Genomic DNA, 14893 nt, shown 5'->3' with positions numbered 1-14893 from the left:
GGCGCTCGCCGTCGGCGGACTAGCCGAATGGTACTGGGCTTTTGGGACATCGCGGTGCCCATCGTGGGTGCCCCGATGGCCGGCGGCCCCGGGACTCCCGCGTTGGCCGCGGCGGTGTCCAACGCCGGTGGGCTCGGTTTCGTCCCCGGCGGGTACCTCACCGCCGAGCGGTTCGCCGACGACATCGCCGCCGCGCGCAAGGCCACCACCGGCCCGCTGGGCGTGAATCTGTTTGTGCCCCAGCCCAGTGTGGCCGACTGGGTGGCCCTGGACTACTACGCGGCCGAACTCGAAGAGATCGCCGATCACTACCAGGTGGAGGTCGGTCACCCGCATTACGGCGACGACGACGGGTGGGAGCAGAAGCTCGAGGTGGTCGCCGACGTCCGGCCCGAGCTGGTGTTGTTCACGTTCGGCGTCCCGCCGCCCGACGTGATCCGGCGCCTCGGCGCGCTGGGCCTGCTGGTGATGGTCACGGTGACGTCGGCGTACGAGGCCGGGGTGGCCGTCGCCGCCGGCGCCGACAGCCTGGTGGTCCAGGGCCCCGCCGCGGGCGGGCACCGCGGCACGTTCGCGCCCGACATGGAACCCGCCAACGAGTCGCTGCACCAGCTCATCGACCGCATCCGCAACACCCATGACATCCCGATCATCGCCGCCGGCGGGCTGGGCACCGCCGACGAGATCGGCGCCGCCCTGCGCCGGGGAGCGGTGGCCGCACAGGTCGGCACCGCGCTCCTGCTCGCCGACGAGGCCGGCACCAACCCCGCCCACCGCACCGCCCTGAAGAACCCGCTGTTCGCGACCACCGTTGTGACACGGGCCTTCTCGGGCCGCTACGCGCGCGGGCTGGAAAACGACTTCACCCGCATGCTCGACCACGTGGCGCCGCTGGGCTACCCCGAGGTCAACCAGATGACATCGCCCATCCGGGAAGCCGCCGCCGCCCTCGAGGACCCGAACGGGATACCGCTGTGGGCCGGGGCGGCCTTCAAGCACGCCAGCGCCGGCCCCGCGGCCGACATCATCGCCGGACTCGTGGCCACCGATTAGCCGATTAGCCGATTAGCCGATTAGCCGATTAGCCCAGCACGCCGGCGGGGTCGGTGCACGGCAGCCCGAGATCGGCGGCCACCTGCCCGGACAGCAGCGCGCCGTCGTGCGTCGAAAGGCCTTTGGCCAGAGCATGATCCGATCGGCACGCCGCCCGCCAGCCGCGCTCGGCGAGCGCGAGCACATACGGCATGGTCGCGTTCGTCAGCGCCACCGTCGACGTCTTGGGCACCGCGCTGGGCATGTTGGCCACGCAGTAGAACAGCGTGTCGTGCACGGCGAAGGTCGGGTCGTCGTGCGTGGTCGGCCGCGAGTCCTCGAAGCAGCCACCCTGGTCGATCGAGATGTCGACCAGCACCGCGCCCGGCTTCATCTGCGCGACAAGGGAATTCGAGACCAGGCTGGGGGCCTTGGCGCCGGGGCGCAGCACGGCGCCGATGACCAGGTCGGCGCGCTTGACGGTGCCCTCCAAGTCGTAGGCCGACGAGTACCGGGTGCGGACCTGCCCGCCGAACTCGGCGTCGAGCAACCGCAGCTTGTTGATGTTGACGTCGAGCACCGACACCATCGCCCCCATGCCGTTCGCGACGCGGGCCGCGTTGTAGCCAGCGGTACCCGCCCCGATCACCACGACGTCGGCCGGCTTGACGCCCGGCACGCCGCCCATCAGCACGCCGCGCCCGCCGTGGGTGCGCATCAGGTGATACGCCCCCACCTGAGCGGACAGCCGGCCGGCCACCTCGCTCATCGGCGCCAGCAATGGCAGTGTGCCGTCGGCGGTTTGGACCGTCTCATATGCGATCGACGTCGTTCCGGACGCCAGCAAGGCCTCGGTGCACGCGCGCGAGGCGGCCAGATGCAGATAGGTGAACAGAATCTGGTTGCGCCGCAACAGCTCATACTCGGCCGGCACGGGTTCTTTGACCTTGAGCAGCAGGTCGGCGTCGCCCCAAACCTGTTCGGCCGTATCGGCGAGTTGCGCGCCCGCCGCCTTGAACTCGGAGTCGGCGATCGACGATCCCTCGCCGGCGCCGGTCTGGACGAGCACGTCGTGTCCGCGGCGGACCAACTCGGCGACACCGGCGGGGGTGATGGCCACGCGAAACTCGTTCGTCTTGGTCTCGGTCGGTACGCCGACTCGCATGATCGCCCCTCGTTCGCGCAGTCACTTTCGATTGTGAAGAAACTTCACAGGGCCCGCAATCGATATGCATCGCATCGCCCGCTGGCTATGATCGGCGGATGACCGCCCCGTGCGTTTCGGCCACCGTGCAGATCGACGCCCGCCCCGACGTGGTGTACCGGCTCATCACCCACCTGCCCACCCTGGCTTCGCTGGCCGAGGAGGCGGTGGCGATGCAGTGGCGCAAGGGTGACGCGGTCGCCCCGGGCGCGGTTTTCGCGGGCCACAACGAGAACCGCGGCCGACGCTGGAGCACCAGATGCACCGTCACCGACGCCGAACCGGGCCGCCGCTTCGCCTTCGACGTGCGCTACACCATTCTTCCCGTCGCCCGCTGGCAGTACGACATCGTCGCCGCGGACGGCGGATGCGAGGTCACCGAGAGCACCTGGGACCGCCGGCCCGGGTGGTTCCGCAAGGTCGCCGGCAAGGCCACCGGCGTCAGCGATCGGGTGGCCGCCAACACCGAGCACATCCGGCTTACCCTGCAGCGCCTCAAGCAGCGCGCCGAAACCGAGTAGCCGAAGAGCCGCGGGAGTTCCGATGACGCGACGCGATCCCGCCGTAGCGGTCGTCGGAGCGGGCATGTCCGGGCTGTGCGTCGCAATTGCGTTGCTGCGCAACGGCATTACCGATGTGACAATCTTCGAGAAGGCTGACGAGGTGGGCGGCACCTGGCGCGACAACACCTACCCGGGCCTGACCTGCGACATACCGTCCCGGGTCTACCAGTACACGTTCGCCACCAACCCGCACTGGTCGCACATGTTCTCGCCGGGCGGTGAAATCCAGGACTACTTCCGGAAAATCGCGGACCGGTTCGGCCTGCGGGACCGCATCCGGTTCGGCACCGAAATCACCGACGCCCGTTTCGAGAACGGGTGCTGGTCCCTGCGCACCGCCGCCGGAGAACAGTGCGCGGCGGACTTTTTGATCACGGCCACCGGCGTGTTGCACCATCCCCGGATGCCGTCGATCGCCGGCCTGGACGACTTCGGCGGCCACGTCTTTCACTCGGCGCGCTGGGACCATTCCGTCGAGCTGGCCGGCCGGCGGATCGCGATCGTCGGCAACGGGTCCACGGGCGTGCAACTCGTCTGCGGCCTGGCCGGCGTGGCGGGCAGGGTCGTGCTGTTCCAGCGCACGGCGCAGTGGGTGCTCAAGCTGCCCAACCCCCGCTACACCCGGTTGGCCGGCATCACCCGCGACAGGTTTCCGTGGCTGGACCGGATGGCGTACCGCGGCTACAGCACGGTGTTCGACCTCTTCGCGGTGGGGCTGACCAAGCCCGGCGTGCGCCGAAAGATCATGGGGGCGCTGTGCCGCGCCAGCCTCCGCGAGGTCCGCGACCCCGAACTGCGCCGGGCGCTGACCCCCGACTACACGCCGATGTGCAAACGGCTGGTGATGTCGGGCGGCTTCTACCGCGCGATGCAGCGCGACGACGTCGACCTGGTCACCGCCGGCATCGACCACGTGGAGCGGCGCGGCATCGTGACCGACGACGGCGTCCTGCACGACGTCGACATCATCGTGCTCGCCACCGGCTTCGACACCCACGCGTTCTTCAGGCCGATGCGGCTGATCGGCCGCGACGGCATCGCCGCCGACGACGTGTGGCGCGACGGGCCGCGGGCCTATCAGACCGTCGCGATGCCGGGCTTCCCCAACTTCTTCATGATGCTGGGGCCGCACAGCCCGGTCGGCAACCTGGCGCTCACGACCGTCGCCGAATCGCAGGCCGATCACATCCTGGGGTGGATCCAGCGTTGGCGCCGAGGGGAATTCGACACCGTCGAACCGACACGCTCGGCGACCGACAGCTTCAACGCCCGGCTGCGGGCCGCGATGCCGAACACCGTGTGGACCACCGGCTGTGACAGCTGGTATCTCAACAAGGACGGCGTGCCCGAGGTGTGGCCGTTCACCCCGGCCGCGCACCGCGCCATGCTGGCCAACACCGATCCGGGATCCTACGACCTGCGCCCGGTCGCGCCCTAGACACCGGCCGGACAAAACCCGGTACCGACGGTTCCGCATACTTGGTTGCGCAACTATACTGGCAGCGCGCGGCGTCGGAAACGCCGAGGTAGGGGGCAATAATGCTGACCGTTGACGACCAGGCGGCGGGTCCGCACGACGCGTCGCTCGACCACGAACGGCTCGTCCTCGAGGCGCGCGACGTGCACTTCGATTGGGCGGCACTGCCGTTCCATTACGTGCCCGGCGAGCCGTTCTCCACCCACGTCCTCAACGTCCTGCACCTGCTGCTGCCCGCGGGCGAGGAGTTCTTCGTCGACGTGTTCAAGAAGACCCTGCCGCTGATCAAAGACGATCAACTGCGGCTCGACGTCCAGGGATTCATCGGGCAGGAGGCGGTGCACTCCCAGGCGCACGCCGGCGTGCTCGCCCACTTCGCCGCGCGGGGCATCGACCTGACCCCGTATACCGGCCAGATCAAGTGGCTGTTCGACAAGCTGCTCGGACCGCGGCCCCACTGGAGCGAGCGCCGCCGGCACAGCTGGCTGCTCGAGCAGGTGTCCGTGGTCTCCGCCATCGAGCACTACACCGCCATCCTGGGCGAGTGGATCCTGAATTCGCCGGCCCACGACGCGATCGGCACCGATCCGGTGATGCTGGACATGCTGCGCTGGCACGGCGCCGAGGAAGTCGAACACAAGGCGGTGGCCTTCGACACCATGAAGCATCTGCGGGCCGGCTACTGGCGGCAGGTCCGCGCCCAGCTGGTGGTGTCGCCCGCCATGCTGCTGTTGTGGATTCGCGGCGTGCGGTTCCTGTACTCGCTGGATCCCCACCTTCCGCCGGGCACCAAGCCGCGCTGGCGGGACTACTTCGCCGCCGCGCGCCGCGGATTGGTGCCCGGGCCACTGCGATTCGTGCGTGCGATCGGGAACTACTACCGCCCGGGCTTCCACCCCTCGCAGCTCGGCGGGCTGGGACTGGCCGTGGACTACCTGGCCGTCTCACCGGCCGCGCGGGCCTCGCACTGACCGATGAGCACCACGTCGAGCATCACCGCCAGCGACGGCGTCACGCTGGCCGTGCACCGCTACACCGACATCGACCCGGCGCGCCCGACCATCCTGGCGATCCACGGCTTTCCGGACAACCACCACGTGTGGGACGGCGTCGCCGGCGAGCTGGCCGGCCGACCCTACAATTTCGTCGCCTACGACGTGCGCGGGGCCGGTGAATCATCGTCTCCCGCAGAGTCTTCCGGGTACCGGTTCGCGCAGCTCGTCTCCGACATCGAGGCGGTCATCGACAGCCTGGGCGTCGAGCGGGTCCACCTACTGGGCCACGACTGGGGCTCGATCCAGGCCTGGGCGGCGGTCACCGACGACTCGGTGATGCCCAAGGTCGCCTCGTTCACATCGATCTCGGGCCCGCACCTGCAATACGCGGGGGCGTTTCTGCGGTCCGCACGCACGCCACGGGCCGTGGCCCAGGTCGCCAGGCAGCTGATCTCCTCGGGCTACATCGGCTTCTTCTTGTGCCCGGGGGTACCCGAGCTGTCGTTTCGCTCGCACATCGGCGTGAAAGTCATTGAGGCCCTTGAGCGCATCGGCCGCTCCAGCACCCGCAGCCAGCGCCACGACACCAGGCGGTCGGTCACCGACTATGTCAACGGGCTCAACCTGTACCGGCAGAACATGCCCGCGCCCATGCTGGCGCCAGGCCCGCAACTCCCCGAGACCTCCGTCGCGGTCCAGACGTTGGTTCCGCGGCGGGACGTCTTCGTCACCCCCGCGCTGCAGCGCTTCACCGGCGCAATTCCTCAGGGCGCCAGGGTGATCGCGATCGAGGGCGGGCACTGGGTGGTGACCTCGCGCCCCGACGTCGTCGCCCGGCTGACCGCCGAGTGGGTCGACCGGACCGTCGCCGGTGCGCCCCCGGCGGTCGAGTCGCGCGGCGAACGGGGCGAGGTGCGCGGCAAGCTCGCCCTGGTCACCGGCGCGGGTGCCGGGATCGGCAGGGCCACCGCGGTGGAGCTGGCCCGGCGCGGCGCCCGCAAGATCGTGCTGGCCGACCGCGATCGGGCCGCCGCCGACGAGACCGCCGACGCGGTCCGCGCCGCGTGCGCCGAGCCCGCGGTCTACCAGGTCGACGTCAGCGACGAGGCCGCGATGAATGACCTTGCCACACAGGTGCGTAACGAGCACGGGGTGGTCGACATCCTGGTGAACAACGCCGGCATCGGGATGGCGGGCCGCTTCCTGGAGACCAGCTCGGCGAATTGGGAAAACATCATGGGGGTCAACGTCGGCGGCGTCATCTCCGGCAGCCGGGCGTTCGGTGCGCAGATGGTCGAGCGCGGCGAGGGCGGAACGATCATCAACGTGGCCTCGGCCGCGGCCTTCCTGCCGTCGAAGTCGATGGTCGCCTACAGCACCACCAAGGCGGCGGTGCTGGCGCTCAGCGAATCGCTGCGCGCCGACTTCGCCGACGAGGGCATCCGCGTCACCGCGGTGTGCCCGGGCTTCGTCAACACCAACATCGCCAAGAGCACCATCTACGCCGGGATGAGCGCCGAGCAGCAGGAGCGGGCGCGGGGCAAGGCCGACGCCGCCTACCGGCGGCGCAACTTCACCCCCGAGGCGACCGCCAAGGCGATCGTGAAGGCCGTCAAGACCGGACCGGCGGTGCTGCCGATCGCCGCCGAATCCAGGATCGGCTACGCGATGCGACGCATCAGCCCGGGGGCGGTTCGGCTGTTCGCGCGGTTGGACATTCGGCAGACGTAGGGGGAGCGGTGCCGGAAAGCATTTGGGCCAGCAGGCCCGCCGACCTGTACGGCCGGCGCGCCCACGACCGCTTCGGGTCGTTGCTGTGGGGTGTGCGGGCGGTGTTCGAGGGGTTCGCCTCGGTGTCGCGGTGGGAGCCTTCGCGGGTGAAGCCGGTGCAGCGCACGCTGACCGCGGTCGTGACCCAACGCGAGCTCGTCGCGCCCGATGTCGTCGCGCTGACGTTGGCCGACCCCGACGGTGGGCTGCTTCCCTCCTGGACGCCCGGCGGGCACATCGACGTCCTGTTGCCCTCCGGCCGGCGCCGGCAGTACTCGCTGTGCGGTCCGCCCGGGCGGCGCACCGACTACCGCATCGCGGTGCGCCGCATCGCCGGCGGCGGCGGCGGATCCATCGAGATGCACGAGGCTTTCGGCGCGGGCGACACGTGCGAATTCGAAGGCCCGCGCAACGCGTTCTATCTCGGCACCGCCGAACGCGACGTCTTGTTCGTCATCGGCGGCATCGGCGTGACCCCCATCCTGCCGATGATCCGCGCGGCCGCGCAGCGCGGGATCGATTGGCGCGCAATCTATACCGGGCGCAGCCGCGAATACATGCCGCTGCTCGACGAGGTGATATCGGTGGACCCGGACCGGGTGACGGTGTGGGCCGACGACGAACACGGCCGCTTCCCGAGCGTGGCGGAACTGCTGGCCGGGGCCGGCCCGGCGACCGCCGTCTACGTGTGCGGGCCGAGCGCCATGCTCGAGGCCGTGCGGACCGCCCGCGATCAATATGCCGGCGCGCCACTGCATTACGAGCGGTTCAGCCCGGCGCCGGTTGTCGACGGGGTTCCGTTCGAACTCGAGCTCGCGCGCTCCCGGCGGGTGCTCGCGGTGCCCGCCAACCGCACGGCGCTGGACGTCATGCTGGACCGCGACCCGACGACGCCCTACTCGTGCCGGCAGGGGTTCTGCGGCACGTGCCGGGTCAAAGTGCTTGCCGGACAAGTGGATCACCGCGGGCGTGCCTCGCCCGGCGACGACGGCATGCTGGTGTGCGTGTCGCGGGCCGACGGCGGGCGCGTCGTCATCGACGCCTGAGCCGGTTACGGCCGGGACGGCTCCAGGTAGGCGGCCAGCGCGTTGGTCAGGCCCCGGCGCGCCATGTCCAGGTCGGCGTAGGAGCCCAGCTGGCGCTCGGACACCAGGCCACGCATCGCGCCGGGGATCAGGGCGGCCACCTCGCGGACCCGGTCGGGGTCGACGGCCAGACCGGCGAAGGCCTGCTGGCAGGTCTCCAGCCAGCTCTTGCCCCAGGAGAACAGCTCGGCGGCCGTGCGCGGATAGAGGCGTTCGAGCTCGTCGGGATCGCGGGGCAACGCCGCGCGCAGGTTCTCGATCGCGCGCGAATCGGCCGATGCCAGGCCGGTGTAGAGGGTGTCGATGATGGCGCCGACGCGTTCGCGCAGCGGGGCGTCCGGCGATATCGGGGCCGACAGCGTCGAGAACGTCGCGGCGCGGCGCTCGGCGGTGCGGTGCAGCACCGCGGCCCAGAACCCGTCGGTGTCGCCGAACTGGTACTGCACCGCGCCCCAGGTGGCGCCGATGTCCTTGGCGATGCGGTTGGCCGACACCGAGCCCGGCTCGCCGGAGGCCAGCGAGCGCAGCGCGGCCTCGAGCATGCTTTCGCGAGTCGCATGGCCCCGCCGGTTCGGGCGCCGGCCCGCGATCCCGGCTCCGCTGGTCTGACGGGTCATTGGGCGATCCTATCCACTCGGCGGGGAGGGCGGCGATGTTTTCATAGAGGGTACTTTGATTTTCTCGGGCCGCGGCTTATATTCGTACCCGAGGGAGGGCAGCTCATATGGCAGGGTTCGATGGCTAAGCCGCCGTTGCCGATGAAGCCGACCGGTTGGTTCCAGGTCGCCTGGTCCGACGAGATCGGCGTCGGCGACGTGCACAAGATGAAGTACTTCGACTCCGAGATGGTCGCCTGGCGCGCGGAATCGGGTCAGCTCACCGTGATGAACGCCTACTGCGAGCACCTCGGGGCGCACCTGGGGTACGGCGGCACCGTCGTCGGCGAGGTGCTGCAGTGCCCGTTCCACGGCTGGCAGTGGAGCGCCGACGGGCGCAACGTCTGCATCCCGTACCAGGACCGCCCCAACCGCGGCCGGCGCATGCGCACCTACCCCGTGGTCGAACGCAACGCGTCGGTCTACATCTGGCACGACGTCGAGCGCCGCGAACCGTACTTCGAGCCGCCGGATGTGTTCGCCGCCTTCGACGACGGCAGCAGCGCCGACGAGTACTACCCGCAGCAGCGGCTGTACCGCGAAACCCTGGAAATGCACCCGCAGTACGTGCTGGAAAACGGGGTGGACTTCGCGCACTTCAAGTTCGTGCACAAGACCCCGATCGTGCCGGTGTTCACCCGTCACGACTTCGCCGAGCCGGTGTCGTACGTCGATTTCACCATCACCTTCGAGGGCGACGACGGCCAGAAGATCGAGGACGTCAACAGCGGCGTGCAGGCCATCAACGGCGGCCTGGGCATCGCGGTGACCAAGAGCTGGGGGATGATCGACAACCGCACCATCTCCGCGATCACCCCGGTGGACGAGCGCACCTCCGACGTCCGGTTCATGGTCTACATCGGCCGCGCGCCGGGCGGCGATTCGGAACGCGCCGAACGCAAGGCGGCCGAATTCGGCCAGGAAGTGATCCGCCAGTTCACCCAGGACATCGAAATCTGGCAGCACCAACGGTATTCGGATCCACCCGCACTGGCCCCCGACGAGTACGAGGGATTCACGGCAATTCGCCAGTGGGCCAAGCAGTTCTATCCCGAGGCGTTCGTATCGCAGGAAGGCTTAGCGCAATGAGCACAGCACCGATCCGCGTCTTTCAGGTCGGAAGCGGCAACGTCGGCTCGGAGATGATCAGGCGGATCGCGACCCAGCCCGATCTCGAACTCATTGGCGTGCATGCCTATTCGCCGGAGAAGGTCGGCACGGACACCGGGGAGTTCGCCGGCATGGGGGCCAACGGGGTGAAGTTCACCGGCACCATCGAGGAGATCATCGCCGCCAAGCCGGACGTGCTGACCTTCCACGGCGTGTTCCCCGACGAGGACCTCTACTTACACGTGCTCGAGGCGGGCATCGATATCGTCACCACCGCGGACTGGATCACCGGCTGGCACCGGGACACCAATCACCCGCACCCGTCGGGCAAACCGGTGAGCAAGCTGCTGGCCGAGGCCTGTGAGAAGGGCGGTGCCACGTTCTACGGCACCGGAATGAACCCGGGGCTCAATCAGATTCTGGGCGTGGTGTGTTCGGCCGACGTCGCCGACATCGAGAACATCACCACCATCGAGTCCGTCGACGTGTCGTGCCACCACTCCAAGGACACCTGGATCGAGGTGGGCTACGGCCAGCCCGTCGACGACCCCGACATCCCGTCGAAGCTCGAGAAATACACCCGCGTCTTCGCCGACAGCGTGTACATGATGGCCGACTGCTTCGACCTGACACTCGACGAGGTCACGTTCAGCTACGAGCTGGGCGCCTGCACCAAGGACGTCGACCTGGGCTGGTACACGCTGCCCAAGGGTTCGCTGGGCGGCAACTACATCCGCTACCAGGGCATGGTCGACGGCGTGCCGCGGGTCGAGACGCACCTGGAATGGCAGATGACCCCGCACACCGACCCCAGCTGGAACATCAAGGGCTGCTACATCACCCAGATCAAGGGTGATCCGTGCATTTACAACAAGCACATGATCTTTCCCAAGCCCGGCGTGGACCTGTCCAACCCGGACAGCTTCGCCTCGATCGGCATGACCGTGACCGGCATGCCCGCCCTCGCCGCGATCAAGTCGGTGATCGCGGCGCCGCCGGGGCTCATCACCAGCGCCGACCTGCCGCTGCGCGGCTTCGCCGGGCGGTTCAAGAAGTAGGCCGGGTCACGGCCCGGCGCGGTCGCCGATGCCGCGCTCGGGGTGGTGATAGTCGTTGGTGCGGACCCCGCGGTCCAGCCGCGGCGGCGGGATCCACTCGGTGTCCCCGCGGGCATTCTTCCGTGTCCGCCAGCCCTTTTCGACCAGCCGGTGGTGCGGCCCGCACGCGAAGGTGAGGTTATCGGCGTCGGTCGCGCCCCCGGCCGCCCACTCTTTGAGGTGATGCGCCTCGCACCAATAGCCGGGCGCGTCGCAGCCGGGGTGGGTGCAGCCGCGGTCCTGCGCGTACAGGACGACGCGCTGGTCCGGTGAGGCGATGCGCCGCGACCGGCCGAGATACAATGGGCGGCTTGAGTGTTCGTCGAACACGGCAAGATAGTGGTACGCGTGGCGGCCCATCCGGATCACGTCGCGCATCGGCAGCAGCGTCCCGCCACCGGTCACGGCCCGCCCGGTGCCCGACGTCAACTCCCGCAGCGTGGTCGCCACGATCACGGCCACCGGCAAGCCGTTGTGCTGGCCGAGTTTCGGATCGCCCAGCTGACCGCGCACCAGGGCGTTGAGCGCGTCGTGCTGGCGCTGGGCATGGCTGCGCAGGTCTCGCCGCACGCGCTCGTCATCGGGTTCGCCTGCAACGCAAGGTGTTTCATCGTCCGGGTTGCACATTCCGGGCGCCGCGAAGTGGGACATCCACGCATCGAGATTGGCGCGCAGCTCCGGGGATGCGACCAGTTTTCCGACGCTCATCCCGTCGGGGCTCTGACCGCACCAGGTGAAGCCGCGCTGACGCGCGCGGTCGGCGTCGGAGAATTTGCCGTCGGGATTGATCGACAGCGCGTAGCGGTGCGCAAGCTTCTGCAGCTGATCGGGCCGTACCTTCGCGGCCTCATTCGCCAGGAATCGCTCGGCGGTTTCGACCTTGGCCACGGGTGTGGACGCCGGAAGGTCGCGGACAAACGACTGAATCACCCGCAGGTGCTGGCCGTCGAGCAGGCCGTCGCGCCACGCCACCGCGGTCGCGGGGAGCTCGGGCGGCAACTCCTGGCCGGTGAGGGTCAGCCGCGGCGACAGCCGGGTTGCGTCGTGCAGCCGCCGGCTCGCCTCGCCGCAGCCGATCCGCAGCCAGTCGGCGATCACCTTGTGCACCGGGCCGCCGAGGGCGGCGGGATCCTCCCTCGCCAGGCCGGCGATCACGTCGTGGCTCACCGCGATCTGGCGCCGGCGCGAGGCCTCCATCCGCTCGAGCGCGCGCAGCCGCACGGCGGGGTCCAACCGGTCGAAGTTCAGCCCGCGGATCGCCGCGGCGGCGGCGTCGAGCGCGTCCAGGGCGGCGGACACCTCAGGCGGCACTTCGATCGAATGCATGTTCGAATTTTATCGGCGGCCACCGGCCCGGCGAAACGCACCATGCGGCATCTGTGGATAGACGGCGAACTGTGGACAACGTGGCCCGGTCTAGGGTGAAGACCATGCGAGTGGGAGTGCTGGGAGCCAAGGGAAAAGTCGGATCGACGATGGTGGCCGCCGTGCAGGCCGCCGAGGATCTGACGCTGTCCGCCGAGGTGGATGCCGGTGACCCGCTGAGCCTGCTGACCGACGGCGGCACCGAGGCCGTCATCGACTTCACCCACCCCGACGTGGTGATGGGCAACCTGGAGTTCCTCATCGGCAACGGGATTCACGCCGTCGTCGGCACCACCGGCTTCACCGCCGAGCGTCTCCAGCAGGTGCGGGCCTGGCTCGCCGAGAACCCGAAAACCTCGGTGCTGATCGCGCCGAACTTCGCCATCGGGGCGGTGCTGTCGATGCACTTCGCCAGGCAGGCGGCGCCCTTCTTCGACTCGGCCGAGGTGATCGAGCTGCATCACCCGCACAAGGCCGACGCACCGTCGGGCACCGCCACGCGCACCGCCAAACTGATCGCCGAGTCACGAAAAGGCTTGCCGCCCAACCCCGACGCCACGAGCACCAGCCTGCCGGGCGCGCGGGGCGCCGACGTGGACGGGATCCCGGTGCACTCGGTGCGCCTGGCCGGGCTGGTCGCGCACCAGGAGATCCTGTTCGGCACGGAGGGGGAGACGCTGAGCATCCGCCACGACAGCCTCGACCGGACATCGTTCGTGCCGGGCGTGCTGCTGGCGGTGCGGCGCATCACCGAACACCCCGGACTGACGGTGGGCCTGGAGCCCCTGCTCAACCTGCAATGACCAAAGCGCTGCGCACCCAACTGCTCGTCGCCTTCATGTGCGTCGCGCTGTTGGTGTACTTCGCGCTGCTGGGGCGGGTGGCCGTCGCCATGATCGCCTCCGGGCGGGCCGCCGCCGTCGGCCTCGGGCTGGCGGTGTTGGTCATGCCCGTCATCGGCCTGTGGGCGATGGTCGCGACCCTGCGCGCGGGGTTCGCGCATCACCGGCTCGCGCGCCTGATCGCCGCCGACGGAATGGAACTGGACACCAGCGACCTGCCGCGCCGGCCGTCGGGCCGCATCCAGCGCGACGCGGCCGACGCGCTGTTCGCCACGGTGCGCACCGAAGTGGAAGACCATCCCGACGACTGGCGGCGCTGGTACCGGCTGGCCCGCGCCTACGACTACGCCGGGGATCGACGCCGCGCCCGCGAAGCCATGAAGACGGCCCTGAACCTGCAGGGCGACCATGAGTAAGACGCTGCTGATCGTGCACCACACGCCGTCGCCGCACACGCACGAGATGTTCGAGGCGGTCGTCTCCGGCGCGACCGACCCCGAGATCGAGGGCGTGGAGGTGCTGCGCCGCCCGGCGCTGACGGTGTCGCCGGCCGAGATGCTGGCCGCCGACGGCTACCTGCTGGGCACCCCGGCCAATCTCGGCTACATCTCGGGCGCCCTCAAGCACGCGTTCGACTGCTCCTACTACCAGCTGCTCGACTCCACCCGCGGGCGACCGTTCGGGCTGTACCTGCACGGCAACGAGGGCACCGAAGGCGCCGAGCGCGCGGTCGACACCATCACGACCGGGCTGGGTTGGTCCAAAGCCGCTGAGACGGTGGTGGTTTCGGGCAAGCCCGGCAAGGAGCAGCTGCAGGCGTGCTGGGAACTCGGAGCGACGGTCGCCGCCCAGTTGATGGATTACGCGTAGGTCGGCTTGAACGCGTCGGCCGGTTGGGCCAGGGCCAGCGCCGAGCTGGTGCCGAGCGGGCCGTGCCGGTCGAACAGGGTGGCCGCCCCGGTGGCGACCCCGGCCGTGCCGTAATGGCTCTGGGCGGCGAGCCCGAGGAATTCGCCGTCGGGCAACCTGCTCGCGGTGACGGTGTAGTCGGCGTTGATATAGCGCAATCCGCCGGTGCCCCAATGGGTGAGCGAACTCGTGATGTCACCGACGAACGCCAGGCGGGTGAACGGGGTCAGCGGGTGGCCCTGCACCATCGGCCGAAAGATCCTGGCCCACGCGAACTTCTGCGAGTCGGACTGCTCCCACTCGCCGGCGGCGATGCCCGGGCTGCCGTCGCGGGTGGCCCCATACCCCCAGATGAGGAACGGCATTCCCGACGAGAAGCCGTCGGAGGATGTCGGCAGCGGCGGCATCTCGACCGGGAAGGACCACACCCGGCCGTCCGGATGATCGCCGCGACGCAAAAACAGCGCGCTGGCCCGCGCCACGACCGTGCCGTTCTGCACCAGCTCGCCGTCGACCAGCTTGATGCGCCGACCCTCCCGCAGGACCGATGTCCGGATCTGCACCGGCGACATCAGCGCCGGGCGCAACAGGTCGACCGTGAACCGGGCGGGCTGCAGGTCCGGATCGACGCCGGATTGCTCTATGCCCCAACCCAACAGGCCGCCCACGATCTGGCCGCCCATGGCCGCGCCCCACGGCCCTTGCGTCATCGCGCCCGGAACATAGGAGTCGCCGTCTACAGTGAAAAACGCCTCGGGCATGATGGCGGAATCGTTCGTCACCGCTAT

15 protein-coding genes are annotated in these 14893 nt (G+C 69.4%); 11 read left to right on the top strand and 4 right to left on the bottom strand.

Going from position 1 to position 14893, the window contains the following annotated elements; all coding sequences use genetic code 11:
* Positions 1-27 precede the first annotated feature (27 nt).
* Positions 28-1053, top strand: a complete 1026-nt coding sequence (locus tag W7U_RS13245) for a nitronate monooxygenase (protein ID WP_008258660.1) — start codon at positions 28-30, stop codon at positions 1051-1053.
* Positions 1054-1081: 28 nt separating this feature from the next.
* Here the strand turns inward: W7U_RS13245 and ald are convergent, their stop codons facing one another.
* Positions 1082-2197: an alanine dehydrogenase gene (gene ald / locus W7U_RS13240; RefSeq protein WP_008258659.1), complete on the bottom strand. Its 1116-nt coding sequence runs from the start codon at positions 2195-2197 to the stop codon at positions 1082-1084.
* A 98-nt stretch (positions 2198-2295) separates the two neighbouring features.
* Between ald and W7U_RS13235 the strand changes: the two genes are divergently transcribed.
* The 5 genes from W7U_RS13235 to W7U_RS13215 all read left to right on the top strand — a co-directional run bounded on the left by W7U_RS13235 (position 2296) and on the right by W7U_RS13215 (position 8087).
* The gene (locus tag W7U_RS13235) at positions 2296-2757 is read left to right on the top strand and encodes an SRPBCC family protein (RefSeq protein WP_008258657.1); all 462 of its coding nucleotides are present in this window, start codon (positions 2296-2298) and stop codon (positions 2755-2757) included.
* A 22-nt stretch (positions 2758-2779) separates the two neighbouring features.
* Positions 2780-4237, top strand: a complete 1458-nt coding sequence (locus W7U_RS13230) for an NAD(P)/FAD-dependent oxidoreductase (RefSeq protein WP_008258656.1) — start codon at positions 2780-2782, stop codon at positions 4235-4237.
* A 101-nt stretch (positions 4238-4338) separates the two neighbouring features.
* Entirely contained in the window at positions 4339-5247 is a 909-nt protein-coding gene (locus W7U_RS13225; RefSeq protein WP_008258655.1) for a metal-dependent hydrolase, read from the top strand.
* Between the two features lie 3 nt (positions 5248-5250).
* The gene (locus tag W7U_RS13220) at positions 5251-7002 is read left to right on the top strand and encodes an SDR family oxidoreductase (RefSeq protein ID WP_008258654.1); all 1752 of its coding nucleotides are present in this window, start codon (positions 5251-5253) and stop codon (positions 7000-7002) included.
* A gap of 8 nt (positions 7003-7010) precedes the next feature.
* Positions 7011-8087 carry a PDR/VanB family oxidoreductase gene (locus W7U_RS13215; RefSeq protein WP_036429076.1) on the top strand — a complete coding sequence of 359 codons (1077 nt, stop codon included), beginning with the start codon at positions 7011-7013 and terminating at the stop codon, positions 8085-8087.
* A gap of 5 nt (positions 8088-8092) precedes the next feature.
* On the opposite strand, the gene W7U_RS13210 is transcribed toward W7U_RS13215, so the two are convergent.
* Entirely contained in the window at positions 8093-8743 is a 651-nt protein-coding gene (locus W7U_RS13210; protein ID WP_008258652.1) for a TetR/AcrR family transcriptional regulator, read from the bottom strand.
* Between the two features lie 120 nt (positions 8744-8863).
* On the opposite strand from W7U_RS13210, the gene W7U_RS13205 reads away from it, so the two are divergent.
* Positions 8864-9871: a Rieske 2Fe-2S domain-containing protein gene (locus W7U_RS13205; protein WP_014712050.1), complete on the top strand. Its 1008-nt coding sequence runs from the start codon at positions 8864-8866 to the stop codon at positions 9869-9871.
* On the top strand, positions 9868-10950 hold the full coding sequence (locus W7U_RS13200; RefSeq protein ID WP_008258649.1) for a dihydrodipicolinate reductase: 1083 nt from the start codon (positions 9868-9870) through the stop codon (positions 10948-10950). Before W7U_RS13205 ends, W7U_RS13200 begins: the two co-directional genes overlap by 4 nt.
* A gap of 6 nt (positions 10951-10956) precedes the next feature.
* Here the strand turns inward: W7U_RS13200 and W7U_RS13195 are convergent, their stop codons facing one another.
* Positions 10957-12315, bottom strand: a complete 1359-nt coding sequence (locus W7U_RS13195) for an HNH endonuclease signature motif containing protein (protein WP_008258637.1) — start codon at positions 12313-12315, stop codon at positions 10957-10959.
* A gap of 104 nt (positions 12316-12419) precedes the next feature.
* On the opposite strand from W7U_RS13195, the gene dapB reads away from it, so the two are divergent.
* From dapB to W7U_RS13180, 3 genes are read left to right on the top strand one after another with little or no spacing between them, the layout of a single operon-like run.
* Positions 12420-13157, top strand: coding sequence for a 4-hydroxy-tetrahydrodipicolinate reductase (gene dapB / locus W7U_RS13190; protein WP_008258635.1), 738 nt, complete (start codon positions 12420-12422; stop codon positions 13155-13157).
* Positions 13154-13612 carry a hypothetical protein gene (locus tag W7U_RS13185; protein ID WP_008258634.1) on the top strand — a complete coding sequence of 153 codons (459 nt, stop codon included), beginning with the start codon at positions 13154-13156 and terminating at the stop codon, positions 13610-13612. Before dapB ends, W7U_RS13185 begins: the two co-directional genes overlap by 4 nt.
* Positions 13605-14066 (top strand): flavodoxin family protein, encoded by a 462-nt coding sequence (locus W7U_RS13180; RefSeq protein ID WP_008258632.1) that lies wholly within the window; start codon positions 13605-13607, stop codon positions 14064-14066. Before W7U_RS13185 ends, W7U_RS13180 begins: the two co-directional genes overlap by 8 nt.
* Here the strand turns inward: W7U_RS13180 and W7U_RS13175 are convergent.
* Positions 14057-14866, bottom strand: coding sequence for a thioesterase family protein (locus tag W7U_RS13175; RefSeq protein ID WP_036429303.1), 810 nt, complete (start codon positions 14864-14866; stop codon positions 14057-14059). The genes W7U_RS13180 and W7U_RS13175 overlap by 10 nt on opposite strands.
* Positions 14867-14893 lie beyond the last annotated feature (27 nt).

This window comes from Mycobacterium sp. H4Y (assembly GCF_000364405.1).
Taxonomy (GTDB): Bacteria; Actinomycetota; Actinomycetes; order Mycobacteriales; family Mycobacteriaceae; genus Mycobacterium; species Mycobacterium intracellulare.
This window is presented reverse-complemented; position numbering and strand designations above follow the sequence as displayed.